This is a genomic window from Mesorhizobium sp. M1078 (genome assembly GCF_040318615.1).
Classification (GTDB): domain Bacteria; phylum Pseudomonadota; class Alphaproteobacteria; order Rhizobiales; family Rhizobiaceae; genus Mesorhizobium.
In genome coordinates, this window is the sequence record NZ_JAMYMP010000026.1 from 15537 (window position 1) to 32135 (window position 16599).

The 16599-nt window shown below is 63.0% G+C and carries 16 protein-coding genes and 1 pseudogene; 9 read left to right on the forward strand and 8 right to left on the reverse strand.

The features are described from left to right. Positions 1-11: 11 nt before the first annotated feature. The 6 genes from fabG to gmk all read left to right on the forward strand — a co-directional run bounded on the left by fabG (position 12) and on the right by gmk (position 5775). The gene (gene fabG, locus NKH38_RS25170; protein WP_352763871.1) at positions 12-749 is read left to right on the forward strand and encodes a 3-oxoacyl-[acyl-carrier-protein] reductase; all 738 of its coding nucleotides are present in this window, start codon (positions 12-14) and stop codon (positions 747-749) included. A gap of 221 nt (positions 750-970) precedes the next feature. Then, the gene (locus NKH38_RS25175) at positions 971-1207 is read left to right on the forward strand and encodes an acyl carrier protein (protein WP_006203723.1); all 237 of its coding nucleotides are present in this window, start codon (positions 971-973) and stop codon (positions 1205-1207) included. Positions 1208-1241: 34 nt separating this feature from the next. Then, positions 1242-2504: a beta-ketoacyl-ACP synthase II gene (gene fabF / locus NKH38_RS25180; protein WP_023685687.1), complete on the forward strand. Its 1263-nt coding sequence runs from the start codon at positions 1242-1244 to the stop codon at positions 2502-2504. Between the two features lie 201 nt (positions 2505-2705). After that, positions 2706-3941 (forward strand): endolytic transglycosylase MltG, encoded by a 1236-nt coding sequence (mltG, locus tag NKH38_RS25185; RefSeq protein WP_023702950.1) that lies wholly within the window; start codon positions 2706-2708, stop codon positions 3939-3941. Positions 3942-4203: 262 nt separating this feature from the next. After that, positions 4204-5094 (forward strand): YicC/YloC family endoribonuclease, encoded by an 891-nt coding sequence (locus NKH38_RS25190; RefSeq protein ID WP_023695597.1) that lies wholly within the window; start codon positions 4204-4206, stop codon positions 5092-5094. A 6-nt stretch (positions 5095-5100) separates the two neighbouring features. Then, on the forward strand, positions 5101-5775 hold the full coding sequence (gene gmk / locus NKH38_RS25195) for a guanylate kinase (protein WP_023672729.1): 675 nt from the start codon (positions 5101-5103) through the stop codon (positions 5773-5775). A gap of 33 nt (positions 5776-5808) precedes the next feature. On the opposite strand, the pseudogene NKH38_RS25200 reads toward gmk, so the two are convergent. The 8 genes and pseudogenes from NKH38_RS25200 to lptF form a co-directional block, all read right to left on the reverse strand. After that, a pseudogene (locus NKH38_RS25200) lies at positions 5809-6101 on the reverse strand (type II toxin-antitoxin system RelE/ParE family toxin). Continuing rightward, complete coding sequence (locus NKH38_RS25205; RefSeq protein WP_023672731.1) at positions 6098-6403, reverse strand: type II toxin-antitoxin system RelB/DinJ family antitoxin; 306 nt, start codon at positions 6401-6403, stop codon at positions 6098-6100. The pseudogene NKH38_RS25200 and the gene NKH38_RS25205 overlap by 4 nt, the downstream one beginning before the upstream one ends. A gap of 68 nt (positions 6404-6471) precedes the next feature. After that, the gene (rsmA, locus tag NKH38_RS25210) at positions 6472-7308 is read right to left on the reverse strand and encodes a 16S rRNA (adenine(1518)-N(6)/adenine(1519)-N(6))-dimethyltransferase RsmA (protein WP_023814939.1); all 837 of its coding nucleotides are present in this window, start codon (positions 7306-7308) and stop codon (positions 6472-6474) included. Between the two features lie 53 nt (positions 7309-7361). Further along, positions 7362-8390: a 4-hydroxythreonine-4-phosphate dehydrogenase PdxA gene (gene pdxA, locus NKH38_RS25215; protein WP_031195193.1), complete on the reverse strand. Its 1029-nt coding sequence runs from the start codon at positions 8388-8390 to the stop codon at positions 7362-7364. Positions 8391-8402: 12 nt separating this feature from the next. Further along, a complete protein-coding gene (locus tag NKH38_RS25220) occupies positions 8403-9332 on the reverse strand; it encodes a peptidylprolyl isomerase (protein WP_023738609.1) in 930 nt (309 codons plus the stop codon). A 91-nt stretch (positions 9333-9423) separates the two neighbouring features. Continuing rightward, entirely contained in the window at positions 9424-11856 is a 2433-nt protein-coding gene (locus tag NKH38_RS25225) for an LPS-assembly protein LptD (RefSeq protein ID WP_352723800.1), read from the reverse strand. Continuing rightward, positions 11856-12938 carry an LPS export ABC transporter permease LptG gene (gene lptG, locus NKH38_RS25230; protein WP_023695591.1) on the reverse strand — a complete coding sequence of 361 codons (1083 nt, stop codon included), beginning with the start codon at positions 12936-12938 and terminating at the stop codon, positions 11856-11858. The genes NKH38_RS25225 and lptG overlap by 1 nt, the downstream gene beginning before the upstream one ends. A gap of 2 nt (positions 12939-12940) precedes the next feature. After that, positions 12941-14140 carry an LPS export ABC transporter permease LptF gene (gene lptF / locus NKH38_RS25235; RefSeq protein WP_023672737.1) on the reverse strand — a complete coding sequence of 400 codons (1200 nt, stop codon included), beginning with the start codon at positions 14138-14140 and terminating at the stop codon, positions 12941-12943. Positions 14141-14172: 32 nt separating this feature from the next. Between lptF and NKH38_RS25240 the strand changes: the two genes are divergently transcribed. Genes NKH38_RS25240 through NKH38_RS25250 form a run of 3 tightly spaced genes read left to right on the forward strand, consistent with a single transcriptional unit; the run spans position 14173 to position 16464 of the window. After that, positions 14173-14466: a hypothetical protein gene (locus NKH38_RS25240; RefSeq protein ID WP_155923279.1), complete on the forward strand. Its 294-nt coding sequence runs from the start codon at positions 14173-14175 to the stop codon at positions 14464-14466. 49 nt (positions 14467-14515) lie between these two features. Further along, a complete protein-coding gene (locus NKH38_RS25245; RefSeq protein ID WP_352763861.1) occupies positions 14516-16006 on the forward strand; it encodes a leucyl aminopeptidase in 1491 nt (496 codons plus the stop codon). An 8-nt stretch (positions 16007-16014) separates the two neighbouring features. Further along, the gene (locus NKH38_RS25250; protein WP_352763858.1) at positions 16015-16464 is read left to right on the forward strand and encodes a DNA polymerase III subunit chi; all 450 of its coding nucleotides are present in this window, start codon (positions 16015-16017) and stop codon (positions 16462-16464) included. Positions 16465-16599: the final 135 nt, after the last annotated feature.

Here is a 16599-nt window from a genome sequence, read left to right on the forward strand (position 1 = left end):
AGGAGACGAAAATGTTCGAACTGACCGGCCGCAAGGCGCTCGTCACCGGCGCATCGGGCGGCATTGGCGAGGCGATTGTCCGGGTGCTGCATGCGCAAGGCGCCATTGTCGGCCTGCACGGCACCCGCATCGAGAAACTGGAGACCCTGGCCGGCGAACTCGGCGACCGGGTAAAGCTGTTCCCGGCCAATCTTGCCGACCGTGACGAGGTCAAGGCGCTTGGCCAGAAGGCCGAAGCCGAACTCGAAGGCGTCGACATACTGGTCAACAATGCCGGCATCACCAAGGACGGCCTGTTCGTGCGCATGGCGGACGCGGATTGGGACAGCGTGCTGGAGGTGAACCTCACTGCCGTGTTCCGGCTGACCCGCGAGCTGACCCATCCGATGATGCGCCGCCGCCATGGCCGCATCATCAACATCACCTCGGTGGTGGGCGTCACCGGCAATCCTGGCCAGACCAATTATTGCGCCTCCAAGGCCGGCATGATCGGCTTTTCCAAGTCGCTGGCGCAGGAGATCGCCACCCGCAGCATCACTGTCAACTGCGTCGCCCCGGGCTTTATCGAATCGGCCATGACCGACAAGCTCAACGACAAGCAGAAAGACGCGGTAATGGCCGCGATCCCGACGCGCCGCATGGGCACGAGTGTTGAAGTGGCGTCGGCCGTCGCCTATCTCGCCTCCAACGAGGCAGCCTACGTCACCGGCCAGACCATCCATGTCAACGGCGGCATGGCCATGATCTGACGGGATATTGTCGGGTGATAAGAAGACATGGCCGGCTTGTGAAAAGAGACCATTTCGCCTTGGACCTCGGCCATTTTTCGTGTAATGCGGCCCGCAACCCGGCGGTTCGGGCAAAAACCGGTCCGGCATCGTTGCGTTTCCGGCAGGACCATCTTTCAGCTTGATTAGCGGCATTCTGCCCGCTAACGAAGACAGACAAACAAAAGACGAGGATGCCCCAAATGAGTGACACCGCAGAGCGCGTCAAGAAGATCGTCATCGAACATCTTGGCGTCGATGCCGACAAGGTGACCGAGCAGGCGAGCTTCATCGATGATCTGGGCGCGGACAGCCTCGACACGGTCGAACTCGTCATGGCGTTCGAAGAAGAGTTCGGCGTCGAGATTCCGGACGATGCGGCCGAGACCATCCTGACCGTCGGCGATGCCGTGAAGTACATCGACAAGGCTTCGGCCTGACACTATCCGCAGTCATCACCGGGGAGGACCTGCGATGAGGCGTGTCGTCGTCACGGGCCTTGGCCTGGTTTCGCCGTTCGGCATGGGCTTCGAGCACAGCTGGAAGGAACTTCTGACCGGCCGCAGCGCCGCCAAGCGCGTCACCGAGTTCGAAGTGGAAGATCTTGCCTGCAAGATCGCCCACGTCATTCCTCGCGGTGACGGCACCAACGGCACGCTCAATCCCGAAGCCGTGCTCGAGCCCAAGGAACTGCGCAAGATCGGCGACTTCATCCTTTACGGGATTGCGGCCGCCGACGAAGCGCTGAAGGATTCCGGCTGGGAGCCCAGCACCGAAGCCGAGCGCTGCGCCACCGGCGTCATGATCGGCTCCGGCATTGGCGGCCTCGAGGGCATCGCCGAGAACGCTATCATCCTGAAAGAGCGCGGACCGCGCCGTATCAGTCCATTCTTCATTCCCGGCAACATTATCAACCTGGTATCTGGCCAGGTATCGATCCGGCATGGGCTGAAAGGCCCCAACCACGCCGTCGTCACCGCCTGCTCGACCGGCGCGCACGCCATTGGCGATGCCGCCCGGCTGATCATCTTCGGCGATGCCGACGTGATGCTGGCCGGCGGCGCGGAATCGCCGGTGACCAGACTATCGCTTGCCGGCTTCGCTGCTTGCCGGGCACTGTCCACCGACCGCAACGACACGCCTGAGAAGGCCTCGCGTCCCTATGACCGCGACCGTGACGGCTTCGTCATGGGCGAGGGCGCCGGCGTCGTGGTGCTGGAAGAACTCGAACACGCCAAGGCGCGCGGCGCCAAGATCTATGCCGAGGTCACCGGCTACGGCCTGACCGGCGATGCCTATCACATCACCGCACCGGCCGAAGACGGCGACGGCGCCTTCCGCTGCATGACGGCGGCGCTGAACCGGGCCAAGCTGACGCCCGCCGACGTCGACTACATCAACGCGCACGGCACCTCGACCATGGCCGACACGATCGAACTCGGCGCCGTCGAGCGGCTGGTCGGCAACGCCGCCTCGAAAATCTCGATGTCGTCGACCAAGTCGTCGATCGGCCATCTCTTGGGTGCCGCGGGTGCCGCCGAGGCGATCTTTTCGATCCTCGCTATCAGAGACAACATCGCGCCAGCTACCATCAATCTTGACAACCCGGAACGCGAAACCGCGATCGATCTTGTTCCGAACACGCCACGGCATCGCCAGGTCGACGTGGCGCTGTCCAACTCCTTCGGCTTCGGCGGCACCAACGCTTCGCTGGTATTCCAGCGTTATACAGGCTGATTGCGGTATCGACCGGCGCGCCAGCGGTCTGTCGTCAATTTTGCCATATTCAAGCCTACTCTGCCGCTGGGGATTCGTCGCATCGGCCTGAAACCGAAGGCGCTTTTTTAAAAGCACGATGCGTAGGCTTGAAATGTTAGGGCACGCTGTGCGTCCAATCGGGCGCATGGTCGCTCTAAGAGATCAGATGGTAGGGCGCTAATGAACACCAATCCGGGCGGCAGCGGACAATTCGGACAAAACCAGCAGACCGGCCCGATCGTGCCGAAGACCGCGGCCGAAGCTTTGCGCCCGGAAGCCGGCACACCACCACCAAAGCGCTCGCGCGCCTCGCGCAGCCAAGTCGTCGTGTTCATGAACTTCGTCATCTCCGCGGTGATGTTGATGATCCTCGCCGCCGGCGTTTCGCTCTATTTCGGCAAGCAGGCATTCAACGAACCGGGCCCGTCGGTGGCCGGCGACACCTTCCTGGTCAAGCCGAGCACCGGCGTCCAGGATATTGCCGACCAGCTCGAACGGCGTGGGCTGATCAGCGATGCCCGCATCTTCCGCATCGCCGTGCGGGTCTATGGCAATGATTCAGCGCTGAAGGCAGGCGAATACGAGATAAAGCCGCGCGCCTCCATGCGCGACATCATGGAGCTTCTGAAGAGCGGCAAGTCGGTGATGTATTCGCTGACCATTCCCGAGGGCCTGACGGTTGAGCAGGCGCTGCAGCGCATCGCCGAGCAGGATGCGCTGACCGGCGACATGCCGGCCGCCAAGCCGGCTGAGGGCAGCCTCGCCACCGACACGCTGCGCTTTACCCGCGGCGCCACGCGCCAACAGATGGTCGACAAGCTGCTCGCCGACCAGAAGAAGCTGGTCGACGAGGTCTGGCAGCGGCGCGCGCCCGACCTGCCTCTGGCCAATGTCGACGACTTCGTCACCTTGGCCTCGATCGTCGAAAAGGAAACCGGCCGGGGCGACGAGCGCTCGCGCGTTGCCGCCGTCTTCCTCAACCGTCTGGCCAAGGGCATGCGGCTGCAATCCGATCCGACCATCATTTACGGCCTGTTCGGCGGCAAGGGCAAACCCGCCGACCGGCCGATTTATCAATCTGACATCCAGAAACAGACGCCTTACAACACCTATCTGATCAATGGCCTGCCGCCGACGCCGATCGCCAATCCCGGCCGCGCCGCGCTCGAAGCCGTCGCCAACCCGTCGAAGACCGATGATCTCTATTTCGTCGCCGACGGCACCGGCGGCCACGTCTTTGCCACCACGCTTGCCGAGCACAATGAGAACGTTGCCCGCTACCGGGCACTGCAGAAGAAGCAGGCTGAAGACGCCGCCAAGGGCGCCAAGACTCCGGGCCAGACCGATGCGCCGGCGGATGGCGACGACAACGGTGACGCAAGTGGCGATGCCGGCGATACGGGTGCCGCCCAGTAGCAGGCCGGCGCTTTCAGACGGATCGACCTTAAGCGACGCGGACAGAGGCGGACGCGCTGCTGCTTTGAACGAGTAGCGGGGTTCGAAGCGTTTTCGGTCTTGCTCGGGTGCCTCTGAATCTCGATTTCAGCCCTGCGAGATCGAAACGACAGCGGAAATCAACATCTTGCCGGTATTGCGATTCTGACATTCGCGCTGCCCGTGATATCGAACGCATGCGCAATTGTTAGAATCGGACCATCAGGGAGACACGAGCCGCATCATGAATTTGCAGAGCATGACCGGATTTGCACGCACTGTTGCCGAACATGACGGCGCCTCGATCGCCTGGGAGGTCAAGTCGGTCAACGGCAAGAGCGTCGAGGTCAGGTTGCGGCTGCCGCAAGGTTTCGAGCGGCTCGAACCGACTGTGCGGCAGACGCTGCAGAAGCGCTTTTCGCGTGGCAATTTCCAGGCGACGCTGACCGTCGGCCGCGCCGCCGGCCAGCAGGCGCAGCCAGTGGTCAACGAAGCCTTCCTCAGGGATCTGGCGGGCTTGGCCAAGCGGCTGCAGGACCAGTTCGGTGTTGGTCCGGCAACTGCCGACGGTCTGCTTTCCCTGCGCGGCGTGCTCGATATCCCTGAAACCAGCGAAACCGAGGAGGTGCGGGCAGCACTCGACGCGTCAATCCTGTCGGCGCTGGAAACGGCGCTTACAGGCCTCGAGCAGGCACGCCAGAGCGAGGGCGAAGCGCTGCGTTCGCTGCTTTCCGGCCATATCGACGCCATCGAGGCGTTGACGCTTCAAGCCGAGGCCGACCCGTCGCGCGAGCCGGCGGCAATCCGCGAGCGGATCGCCGAACAGGTGCGGCTGCTGATGGATGCGTCGGCCAATCTCGATGCCGGCCGGCTGCACATGGAAGCGGCGTTCCTGGCTACCAAGGCCGATATCCGTGAAGAGATCGACCGGCTGAAGACGCATGTGGCGTCGGGCAGAGCGCTGCTGGCAAATGGCGGCGCTATCGGCCGCAAGCTCGATTTTCTGGCGCAGGAATTCAACCGCGAATCGAATACGCTGTGTTCCAAGTCGAACGCCGCCACTGTCACCGCCATCGGGCTGGAACTGAAGGCGGTGGTCGACCAGTTTCGCGAACAGGTCCAGAATCTGGAGTAAACCCGAATGGGTGGCAAGGAGCCGATGGTTGCCAGGGATCTCGGATCCCGCATTCGCCGCCGCGGGCTGATGCTGGTCCTGTCGTCGCCGTCGGGCGCCGGCAAGTCGACGATCGCGCGCAACCTGCTGGAAAGCGACGGCAGCCTGGAATTATCGGTCTCGGTCACCACCAGGCCACGCCGCGGCTCGGAGATCGAGGGCGTCCACTATCACTTCCGCACCACGCGCGAGTTCGAGCGGCTGCGCGATTCCGACGCGTTGCTCGAATGGGCCGAGGTGCACGGCAATTGCTACGCGACGCCGCGCGAGCCGGCCGAACTGGCGCTGGCGCAGGGCCGTGACATGCTCTTCGACATCGACTGGCAAGGCGCCCAGCAGCTCAAGGAGAAGATGCGCGCCGACATCGTCTCGATCTTCATCCTGCCGCCGTCGATGAAGGAATTGAAGTCGCGCCTCAAGCGCCGCGCCGAGGACCAGGAGCACGTGATCGAGACCAGGCTGAAGAACGCCCGCAACGAGATCGAGCACTGGAAGGAATATGACTTTGTCATCGTCAACGACGATCTCGACCGCGCCTTCGCCGAAGTGCGTGGCATCGTGACGGCGGAAAGGCTGCGGCGCGACCGCCGGCCCGGGCTGTTCGATTTCGTCTCGGGGTTGCTGGACGAGAAGACGGAATAGCTCGTCCACCGCTGGCAATCTAAATTAGCCCCATCAGCTGCCTGGCAGATCGTCCGGCCAACGCTGCGCTCCGTGAAGCACGCGCAGGATTCGAATCGTGCTGTTGGTCAGCTGATAGGCCGCGACATATGGCGTGCCGACGATGACGATCTCTCGTGTCCCTGCAAGCCTGCCGATCCGGCCGCTTTGGGGAAGGTCCCGAAGACGGTTGATTGCGGCGACGATCCGCTCATCGGTGGCGATCGCGGCCGCAGGATTGTCGGCCTCGATATGCGCGAAGATGCCGTCGCGATCTGAAGCGCGAATGGCGACCAGACGATCTTCAAGATTTAGGTTCACCCGAACGCCGCGCCGCGGCGCGTCTCTCGGCAAAATGCGCCTCGACTTGATCATCAGGAATGTCTTGTCGGGTGTCGTCGAGCGCTTCGCGAACCTTGGCGCGAAACCATAAATCATACGCCTCGTTGTTTGTGACGAGATCGATGGGCAGCGCACCCTCGTTGGCGGTTCGGGTGAGCAATATCCGCACCGCATCCGAGACCGTCAGCCCCATGCTTTCGAGCACCGCCGAAGCTCGATCCCGGATGTCGGCGTCGATACGCGTCTGGACCAGTGCATTTGCTGGCATGGCAATCTCCTTCGCCGTCAATGTAATGCGTTTGAATGACGATTGCTAGGCGGCGCTAGCGCCGCCGGTCAAACCGCGTTTGTCAGCCGCACGAATTCCTCGACGCTGAGCGTCTCCGCACGCCGGGTCGGATCGATGCCGGCGCGCGTCAGCAGTGCCTCGCCACCCAGGCTCTTCACGCTCTGCCGCAGCATTTTCCGGCGCTGGCCGAAAGCGGCTTCGGTGACGCGACCGAGTTTTTTCACGTCGGTTGACAAAGGGCTGGCGCGCGGCACCAGATGCACCACCGAGGACGTTACCTTGGGTGGCGGCGTGAACGCTTGCGGCGGCACGTCGAAGGCGATCCTCGCCTCGGTCCGCCAGCCCGCCAGCACGCCGAGCCGGCCATAAGCATCGCTGCCGGCACCGGCGACAATGCGCTCGGCCACCTCGCGCTGGAACATCAGCGTCATCGATTGATAGAAGGGTGGCCAGTCCGCCACGGTCAGCCAACGGATCAACAGCTCGGTGCCGATATTGTAGGGCAGGTTGGCGGCAATCCTCACCGGGCCGTCTTGTGACGCGGTCTTGGCAAGAGCGGCAAAATCCGTCTTCAGCGCATCGCCGCTGATCACCTCGAGCCGGCCCGGATAGTGGTTGGAGACCTCGGCCAAGGCCGCCAGGCAGCGTTCGTCGCGCTCGATGGCGACGACGCGGCCGGCACCGGCAGAGAGCAGCGCCCTGGTCAGCCCGCCGGGGCCGGGGCCGACCTCGATCACCGTGCTGTCGCTGAGGTCGCCGGCGACCCGCGCGATCTTGCCGGTCAAATTGAGGTCGAGCAGGAAATTCTGGCCAAGCGCCTTCTTTGCCTGCAGTCCATGGCGCTCGATCACCTCGCGCAGCGGCGGCAGCCCGTCAATGCTCATGAATTTTGGGCTCATGAATTTTGGGCTCATGATTTGGGCTCATGATTTTGGGCTCATGCAGCTGCGGGCTTTGCGCCGGTATCGGCCAGCCGGCGGGCCAGCTTCAGCGCCGCGATCAGGCTGTCGGGACGTGCGATGCCCTTGCCGGCGATGTCGAAGGCTGTGCCGTGATCGGGCGAGGTGCGGATGAACGGCAGGCCAAGCGTGACGTTGACGGCCTCGTCGAAGGCCAGCGCCTTGGCCGGGATCAACGCCTGGTCATGATACATGCAGACCGCCACGTCGTAGCCGGCGCGAGCGCGCGCATGAAACATCGTATCGGCCGGCAGCGGTCCGAAGGCATCGATGCCTTGCGCCCGCAACATGTCGACCGCAGGACGAATGATGCGCTCGTCCTCTGTCCCCATGGCGCCGCTTTCGCCGGCATGCGGATTGAGGCCGGCAAGCGCGAGCCTCGGCCTGGCGATGCCGAAACGGCGTGCAAGATCGCCGGCGGTGATGCGCGCGATGGCAACGATCAGCTCCGTCGTCAGCGTCTTCGGCACCTCGGCCAGCGCGATGTGGATGGTGACCGGAACGGTGCGCAATTCGGGGCCGGCGAGCAGCATCACCGGCGTCACCGTGCCGCCGGTGTGGAGCGAGGCCAGATGCGCCAGATATTCGGTGTGACCGGGAAAGCCGAAGCCGGCATCGTAAAGCGGCTTCTTCGCGATCGGACAGGTGACGACCGCGGCCGCGTGACCGGCAAGGCAGTCGGCGACGGCGCGATCAATGGCCTCGATGATGCCGGCGGCATTGGCCGGGTCGGGCCGGCCGGGATCGTCGGTGAAGTGGGCCGCCAGCGGCACCACGGGCAAGGCGTGTTGAAAGACACCAGCTGCTTGGGCCGGCACCGTCTCGGCGATTGCCACCGCCGCGCCGAGCCGGCGCGCCCGCGCGGCAATCAGCGCCGGATCGGCGAGAAGATAGAAGGGCGCGGCACCGGAACCGCGGGCGCTCTGCCACGCGGCAATGGCGATTTCCGGACCGACGCCGGATGGATCGCCGACGCTCAGCGCCAGCGGAAGCTCTGTCTCACGCACGGCTGGGCCGGTTCAGCGCGTAACGATCTTGGCTTTCGCCTTCAGCTCTTCGACATATTTGGCCGAGAGCTCGTCGGCGTTCTTGTCGCCGCTGCCTTCGCTCTGGAACACCATCTGGGCCGCCTTGTCGTCGGAAACCTCGCGCGACGAGCAGATGCCGATGAATTCAATGCCGCGATCGGTCTCGCGCACGGCCGTGGCGCCGCCCAGCTTGGTGGCCTTGATCTGCTCGGCCCAGTCCGGCGGCAGTTGCGGCGCCAGCAATCGGGGGAGGTCGCGAACGGTGACGTCGATCAGGCCCTTGGCGAATTCACGCGTGGTGTTGCAGCCATTGAAGCGGGCGCGCATGGCTTCGGCCTCGCGCTTGCGTTTGGCGAGTGTGGCACTGCGCTCGGCCTTCGGCACCACGAAGATCACCTGCTGCAGCATGTACTCGGTGGCGCTTGGCTTGGCGCCGCCTTTTTCGAGCATGCGCTTGACCAGATCCTGTTCGCTCACCTGCCCGCCGCCGCCGCTGTAGCGTGCGCTCAGCGCCTGGTTCCACGCCATCTGGGAGCGGATGAATTCCTTGAAATGCTCCTTGGTCACGCCGGACTGCGCCATGACACCGTCGAGCTGCTTGAGCTGCATCTTGTTGCTCGAGGCAAAGCGCTGATAGGCAGCCTCTACCTGGGCGTCGGAGATGCGGATGCCGAGACGCCTGGCCTCCGCCATACGCAGCGTCTGGTCGATCATTTCCTGACCCGCGTCACCCTTCTTGCGCTGCAGTTTCAGGAAGGCAGCCCGGTGCGCGATGTCGCCGGTGGTGATCGGCATGTTGTTGACGACATACTTGATTTCACTGGCGAAGGCCGGCGGTACCATCATGGTGACAGAGACCGAGGTCGCCGCCAACAGGAGCGCGAATCCTGCCGAAAACAGGTATTTCCTCATCGAAAGCATCCCAATTCTAGCCCGGTTTTGGCCGATTCCAGCCCGATATTGGCGAAATCCGTGCCCGCTTTATGCGGCAAAACGATGTCGTCAGCCGGCTCTACTGGATGGAGTCGATCGAGCTTTGGGACGAGCCGAAATCGCCGAGCGTGCGGAACGACAGGTTGAAGCCGACATTCTGCGACACTTCCTTGGTGTTGATGTCGCGTGATTCCGAGTACGTCATCAGGTAGGTGAAGCAGGAATCATTGTAGGCAAAGCCGACGCCGTCCTTGACCAGCACGCTTTGTTGCAGGTCATAGGTGCCGGTGCCGAAGACGCGCCAGTTTTCGGCCAGGTGTGTCGAGGCGCCGAGCGTGACTTCGTGGCGGTCGGTGGTGAAACCATAGAGCGGCTGCGCCTGGATGAAGGCGTATTTGGCGCTCAGCGAAACCGGCAGCCCGGAATAGGCGGCCTTCACCTCGGCACGGCGAACTTCGAAGGTCTGCTCGTCGAAGCGGCCGCTGAGCGAACCGGAGAAGCCGCTCGGGCTGCTGAAGCCGACAAGGCCGACATAGTCGGAGGTCGAAGTCTCCAAGCCGGAATCGGCGCCCGCATTGACCAGATCCGGTGAATCGAACGAGTTGCGCCCGCCCAACTGGTAGGATTGGCCGAAGATCGCGTTGGTGCCCCAGCCATTGTCGTAGGCGCCGGAATAGCGGAACCCGACATTGGCGCGGCTGCCGCCTTCGACGCGGTCGTAGCCGGAGAACTTGTCGCGCTCGAACAGCGTCGTGGCGTCGAAGACGAAGCTCTGTGCATCCTCGTTGGGAACGGCGAGCCCGCCGACATACTGCTCATTCGGGCGCATGAAGACCTGCGCCATCGGCTCGACGATATGGCTGGAGCCGGTCATCGAGAACAGCACCGGCCAGCGCATTTCAAGTCCGGCGGTCGCCATGTACCGGGCGAAGGAAGACCGCATGTCGTCGGCGGCACCGACATTCGTTGCCATCTGGTTTACCGCAGTCAGCGAAGCCGAAGAAGCGTTGAGATAGTCGACGTCGCCCTGCAGAGCCAGAAGGGGCGTCAACTGCAATCCGCCGTCCGTGGTGAAGGTACGCTTCCATTCGGCCTCGGCGGTGAGGCGACCGGATTCGCCCTCGATGCCGCGCACGCGCTGGACGCCTGAGCCCGGCACATAGGGGGTAAAATAGGCCTGATCGAGATCGTCGCGGCGGATGATGCGCGCATTGACGTTGAACGACAGCTGGCCGCCGGCCACCGACATGTCGGGGATGTAGGCATAGTCGAGCGACGGCAACACCCAGGGCTGCTTGTCGCTGCGCGATGCGACGTTGCCGTCCGGTGTGTTCTCCTGAACCTGGAAGCGCATGGCGCGCACATCGAAATAATTGCGGTCGTTTAGGCCGGTCAGGTAGACCGACGATTGATGCACGGCGTCGTTGTAGCCTTCGATCGTATAGGTACGCGAAAAATTCTTGTCGGTCTGAAGCAGGATATCCCAGCCGAAGTCCCAGCGCGGATTGATGGCGAACTGGCCCTTGGTGCCCATCATGCCGCGGAACTTGTTCGGATCGCCTGCTGGCCCCGAATTGACATTGTAGCCGCCGGGGAAAGCCGCGAAATCACGGAAAGCGCCAGGGTCCTGCTGGTTGATTCCGGCAAGCTTCAGCGTGTATTGGCCATTGTTGAAGCGCTGGCGCCACTCGGCCTCGCCGAGGAAACCCTGCTTGGTGTAGCCGCTGCCGGTAACGGTGAGGTCGTAGGTCGGCGACAAAGCGAAGTAGTAGGGGACTTTGACGCCGACGCCGAGACGATTGTTGTAGCCGATGCTGGGGATCAGGAAGCCACTTTTGCGCTTGACCGTCGGGTCGGCGATCTCGAACGCCGGCAGATAAGCCAGCGGGAAGCCGAAGAATTCGAAATTCGCATTCTCGAAGCGAACCGTCTTCTTTTCGCCGTTCCAGATGATCTTCCTGGCTTTGATCCGCCAGGTCGGCGCCTTGTCCGGCTTGTCTTCGCAAGGCTCGCAGGCCGTATAGACGCCGTTGTGGAACGTCGTCAGCACGCCGCCCATGCGCTCGGCGCTTTCGGCGGCGAAATAGGCTTTTTCGGGCGTTTCGACGCGCAGCGCATTGACGAAACCGTCAGCGAAATCGTCGGTAATATCGATATGCTGCGAGTTGATCTTGGTGCCGTCGCTGTTGACGATCTCGACATTGCCGCTGGCAACCAGCCGCTTGGTGTTTCGATCATAGACGACGCGCTGGGCGACGAGCTTGTTGCCGCCATAGTCGATCTGGACGCCGCCGATGGCGGTGACCGTCTGGTTGTCATTGTTATAGACGAGCGTGTCTGCCGCCAGCAGCATCTGGGAGCCGGAGGGAACCTTCGTTGCCACGTCGGTAACGTCCTGCGCCAGCGCAGGGGCCGTCAGCACGCCGCAGGCGAGCAGGCATGCCAAGGCGCTCGCCGAATAGAGGCGCGCCAAACCGGCCTGCCTATGGCTGCGCAAAGCCGCCTCCCTCACTAGCCGTCTTCCTTGTATAGCAGGAATGTCACCCCAAAGAACATAGCCACGACAACCGGAACCCATGCAGCCACGGCTGTGGGCACGAATCCCGCAACGCCGAATGCCTTGACCAATACCGAAACGACATAAAGCAGAAAGCCGGCGAGGACGCCACCCAGAATCATCGTTGCCGACTGCCCCATCCTCGCAAATCGCATTGAAACTGTTGCCGCAATCAGCGTCATGGCCACAAGCAGGAACGGTAACGCCACCAGCGAATCGAACTGCATGGCGAAGGCATTTGCCTTGAGGCCGAAGGAGCGGGCAACCTCAATCTTGCCGGGAAGGTCGTAAAACGGGATGGTTTCGGGGCGCGCCAGCCGTTCCTGCACGAATTCCGGCTTGAGGTTGGTTGGCAACTGGTCGGTCGTTTCGGAACGGATGTTGCCGTCCTTGAACACCTTGACGTCCTGCAATTCCCAGTAGCCGTCGCGCAGAAAGGCCCGCGCCGCGTCCTTGCGCTCGACGATATTGCCCTGCGGATCGAGGACGAAGAACACGGTGTCGGCCATTTCCAGGCCCTGGTTCAGGATGGCGCGGGCGCCGATGATGGTGTCGCCGGAGTTGGTTTTCTGGCGGATCCACGGCGTGGCATCGGCCGCCACCGCGTTCGAATTGCCGGATCGCAGCTGGTTTTCCATCTGCTCCGACCATGAGAAGCCATGCGCGGCGATCGGATTGAGCACGCCGACCGACAAAATGCCGAATAACAGCGCACCGATGCAGCAGGGCAACAGAAACTGCCAGGCCGACACTCCGGCCGAGCGCGCAATCACCAGCTCGTATTTTCGGTTGAGCGACACCAGCGTCGCCATCGCCGAGAACAGGCCGACGAACGGCACCGTCTGCAGCATGATCATCGGCATCCTCAGCGCCGAGATCGCGACCGCCGTGCCGTAGGTGAAGCCCGGCAGGCCGGTGATGCGGCCGGACAGCTCGGTGAAGTCGATCAGGAACACCAGCGCCAGAAGGCCGATGAAGAACCAGATCGTGATCGACACGTAGCGAAAGAAGAAGTAGCGGCCCAGGGTCCAGCCCATCGTCAGGCTCCCTGGCCGGATGTGTAGCGCCGATTGAGGCGCAGCTTGAGCGCCGTCCAGCCATCGCTGACGCGGCCGGCGAAATTCGTCATCCAGTCGGCCCAGCTGCCGGGCAGTTCCATGCTTCGCGAGGTGACGATGAACCAGATGGCGACCGCCGAGGCGATGACCGGCACGCCATAGACCATATAGGCGTATTGCGGGATCTTGTCGGCCTTGCCGGCGGCAAAGAAGCCCAGCCAGCGCACGAACAGCGCAATGGCGATGGCTGTGATCAGCGGGTGGATGCGCGCCTCGCGGTGTGAGCGCGCATCGCCTGCCACGGCCAGCGCGATCAGCGCGAACACCAGCGAATAGGACCATTCGGAAAAGCGCTGGTCGAGCTCGGCCTTGTAGGCGCCGGGCCTGCGCTGGAAGATCTTGTCGTTCGGATCCGGGTTGAGCAGGTATTGCGTCGTTCGGTCCTTGGGCAGGAGCATGATATCGTTCGCCGCCGACATGAAGGCGGAAAGGTCGAAGGCGTAGGACGTGAAGCGGATGACCGACAGGTCGCCGGTCAGCGTCTTGCGATGAATGACGCCGTCATTCATCATCAGCACCTTCTCGTCACCCTTTTCGACGACGCTGCCGCTCTTGGCATAATAGATCAGATTGGCGCCTTCCTCGCGCGAATCGGCCACGAAGATGCCGCCGAGCCGGTTGTCCGGCAGCCGCTCGCCTATCTGCAGGAACAGCCCGTCGTCGATCTTGCGGAACGTGCCTTCCTGGATGATCAGCGACAAGAGATCGGCGCGCGAGGACGCGATCAGCTGGCGGTTCTTCTGCCTGGCATAGGGTTCGACGCCATTGTCGACCGCGAAGGAAAAGACGCTGGCCGCCAGCGCGATCAGCAGGACCGGCCGCACAATCGTCCAGCGCGAGGCGCCGGCGGCGTTGATGACGGCCAATTCCGAATCGGAGTTCATGACGCTGAGCGTCTGGGCCACCGCCACCACCAGGGCGAATGGCACCACGATCGGGATGATGGTGGGGATGATGAGGCCCGCGACCTCGAAAAAAGTCAGCGCCGATTGGCCACTGTCGGTGACCAGGTCGATGCGGGCAAGCACCTGCGTCGTCCAGACAATGGCCAGCGTCCAGATCAGCGCAGCGAGAAACACCGCCAGTGCGCGACGCATGATGTAGCGTTCAACGACCTTCATGTAAGGCTTTTCTCGATTTGCCGAACGGCATCATGCCCGCCGACAAGGTAGTCGTCCGGCTGCGGCTGTACAACTGGGTGCGTTTGGCCATTTCTTTCAGGCGGTTCGATCCGATTCTCCGTCCCACATCGCCCGTCCCGCAGGCCGGAGTGTCGGCGGCAATGGATAAGAAAGGGAGAACATCAATGGTTAACAACAGGTTGCGGCAGGAAAGCGGAGCCGTGCCGCGACGAATCGTTATCGATTCCGCTGCGCATATGAGCCCTGATTCCGGCAAAGTCTTGCCAAATCAAGGAAAACGACCAAATGTCGCGCATCTTCCCTGAGAATGCATTTTTCCTGAAAATCTGAGCCGTTTCCCGAAAGCAGGACCTGATGACTTTGAGACCATTGATCGCCTTCGCCAAATTTGCCGCACCCAAAAAGGGCAGCATCTTCGTGCTGGCGGCCGACGATGGTGGTCTTGGCGAACCGGCAAAGGCCTGCGACCCCTCAGGAACGCTGGCGCGGGCGTTTCCGGTGGCGGAGTTTTCCGGAAAATTCGCCGGTGTCGTCGAAGTGCTGGCGCCGCAGGGAACATCGCTCGACCGACTGGTGGCGGTCGGCGCCGGCAAGGTCGCCGGCCTCGATGACTTTGCCTGGCTGAAGCTTGGCGGCACCGTCGCCGCGTCCCTGCGCAAGGCAGCGGAGGTGGCCGTCATCCTCGATGTGCCGGGCGCAAAGATTGGCGGCAGGCAAGCGGCGAACCTTGCCGCCGGCATCATTCTGCGCAGCTACTCCTTCGACAAATACAAGACCAGGAAAGACAAGGACGATGCCGAGCCGAAGAAACCGGTCAAGGTGACCATCCACACCGCCGATCCTGCCGCGGCGAAAAAGGCCTTCGCCGACGAGGTTGCGGTCATCGACGGCGTGCTTCTGGCGCGCGACCTTGTCAACGAACCGGCCAATACGCTCGGCCCGATCGAATTCGCCGCCCGCGCCAAGGAACTGGAAGCGCTCGGCGTCGAGGTCGAGATCCTCACCGAGAAGGAAATGAAGAAGCTCGGCATGGGCTCGCTCCTCGGTGTCGCGCAAGGCTCGCCACGCGGCGCCCGGATGGCTGTCATGCAATGGAAGGGCGGCAAGGCCAAGGACGCACCGGTCGCCTTCGTCGGCAAGGGCGTCACCTTCGACACCGGCGGCAATTCGATGAAACCGGCCTCCGGCATGGAAGACATGAAGGGCGACATGGGCGGCGCCGCGGCCGTCATCGGGCTCATTCAGGCGCTAGCCGCGCGCAAGGCCAAGGCCAATGTCGTCGGCATCGTCGGGCTGGTGGAAAATGCCGTCGACGGCCATGCCCAGCGCCCTGGCGACATCGTCACCTCGATGTCGGGTCAGACCATCGAGGTGCTCAACACCGACGCCGAAGGACGCCTCGTTCTGGCCGACGCGCTGTGGTATTGCAACGACCGCTTCCAGCCGAAATTCATGGTCAATCTGGCGACGCTGACCGGCGCCATCATGGTCGCGCTCGGCCAGCATTATGCCGGCCTGTTCTCCAACAATGACGAACTTTCGGACAGGTTGACGGCGGCCGGCAAGGCGAGTCAGGAGCGGCTGTGGCGCATGCCGCTTGGGCCCGAATACGACAAGCTGATCGATTCCAAGAACGCCGACATGAAGAACATCGGCGGCCGCTATGGCGGCGCCATCATCGCCGCGCAGTTCCTGCAGCGCTTCGTCAAGGAAACGCCGTGGGCGCATCTCGACATCGCCGGCACCGCGATGGGCTCGCCGCCGAGCGAGATCAACCAGTCCTGGGGCTCGGGTTTCGGCGTCAGGCTGCTCGACCGGCTGGTCCGCGACAATTACGAGGGATAAGGCAGGGAATGGCCGATGTCCTGTTCTACCACCTGACCGAATCGACGCTGGAGGATGCTCTGCCGGGCCTGCTCGAGCGCAGCATCGATCGCGGCTGGCGAGCCGTGGTGCAGACCGGCACCGAAGAGCGGCGCGACGCGCTCGACCAGCATCTGTGGACGTTCAGGGACGATTCGTTCCTCGCGCACGCGAGCGACCGTGAAGCCCATCCGGCCGAACAGCCAATCCTTCTCACCACAAGCGACGCCAACCCCAACCAGGCGCAGATACGCTTCCTCGTCGATGGCGCCGCACCCGCGGATCTCGCCGGCTATGAACGCGCCGTGTTCCTTTTCGACGGCCATGACGCGGCCCAGGTCGAAAGCGCGCGGACGCATTGGAAGGTGTTGAAAGAAGCGGGCCACGCGGTCACCTACTGGCAGCAGACGCCCGACCGGCGCTGGGAACGCAAGGCGTAAGCGCTTTGCCGGCGCGTCTTGAAAACGACGCTGTTATCGCCGAACGATCCGATCTAAGGATTGCGAAAAGCGCAACTCAAGCGGCGGGCTGAGAATGCGGATCAGGATCATCGGAACGGGGCGGGCCGTGCCGGC

Excerpts from the sequence above, each read along its gene's own strand:
- fabG (WP_352763871.1), top strand. The coding sequence starts at position 12 with ATGTTCGAACTGACCGGCCGCAAGGCGCTCGTCACCGGCGCATCGGGC.
- NKH38_RS25175 (WP_006203723.1), top strand. The coding sequence starts at position 971 with ATGAGTGACACCGCAGAGCGCGTCAAGAAGATCGTCATCGAACATCTT.
- fabF (WP_023685687.1), top strand. The coding sequence starts at position 1,242 with ATGAGGCGTGTCGTCGTCACGGGCCTTGGCCTGGTTTCGCCGTTCGGC.
- mltG (WP_023702950.1), top strand. The coding sequence starts at position 2,706 with ATGAACACCAATCCGGGCGGCAGCGGACAATTCGGACAAAACCAGCAG.
- NKH38_RS25190 (WP_023695597.1), top strand. The coding sequence starts at position 4,204 with ATGAATTTGCAGAGCATGACCGGATTTGCACGCACTGTTGCCGAACAT.
- gmk (WP_023672729.1), top strand. The coding sequence starts at position 5,101 with ATGGGTGGCAAGGAGCCGATGGTTGCCAGGGATCTCGGATCCCGCATT.
- NKH38_RS25205 (WP_023672731.1), bottom strand. The coding sequence starts at position 6,403 with ATGCCAGCAAATGCACTGGTCCAGACGCGTATCGACGCCGACATCCGG.
- rsmA (WP_023814939.1), bottom strand. The coding sequence starts at position 7,308 with ATGAGCATTGACGGGCTGCCGCCGCTGCGCGAGGTGATCGAGCGCCAT.
- NKH38_RS25220 (WP_023738609.1), bottom strand. The coding sequence starts at position 9,332 with ATGCTTTCGATGAGGAAATACCTGTTTTCGGCAGGATTCGCGCTCCTG.
- lptG (WP_023695591.1), bottom strand. The coding sequence starts at position 12,938 with ATGGGCTGGACCCTGGGCCGCTACTTCTTCTTTCGCTACGTGTCGATC.
- lptF (WP_023672737.1), bottom strand. The coding sequence starts at position 14,140 with ATGAAGGTCGTTGAACGCTACATCATGCGTCGCGCACTGGCGGTGTTT.
- NKH38_RS25240 (WP_155923279.1), top strand. The coding sequence starts at position 14,173 with ATGCCCGCCGACAAGGTAGTCGTCCGGCTGCGGCTGTACAACTGGGTG.
- NKH38_RS25245 (WP_352763861.1), top strand. The coding sequence starts at position 14,516 with ATGACTTTGAGACCATTGATCGCCTTCGCCAAATTTGCCGCACCCAAA.
- NKH38_RS25250 (WP_352763858.1), top strand. The coding sequence starts at position 16,015 with ATGGCCGATGTCCTGTTCTACCACCTGACCGAATCGACGCTGGAGGAT.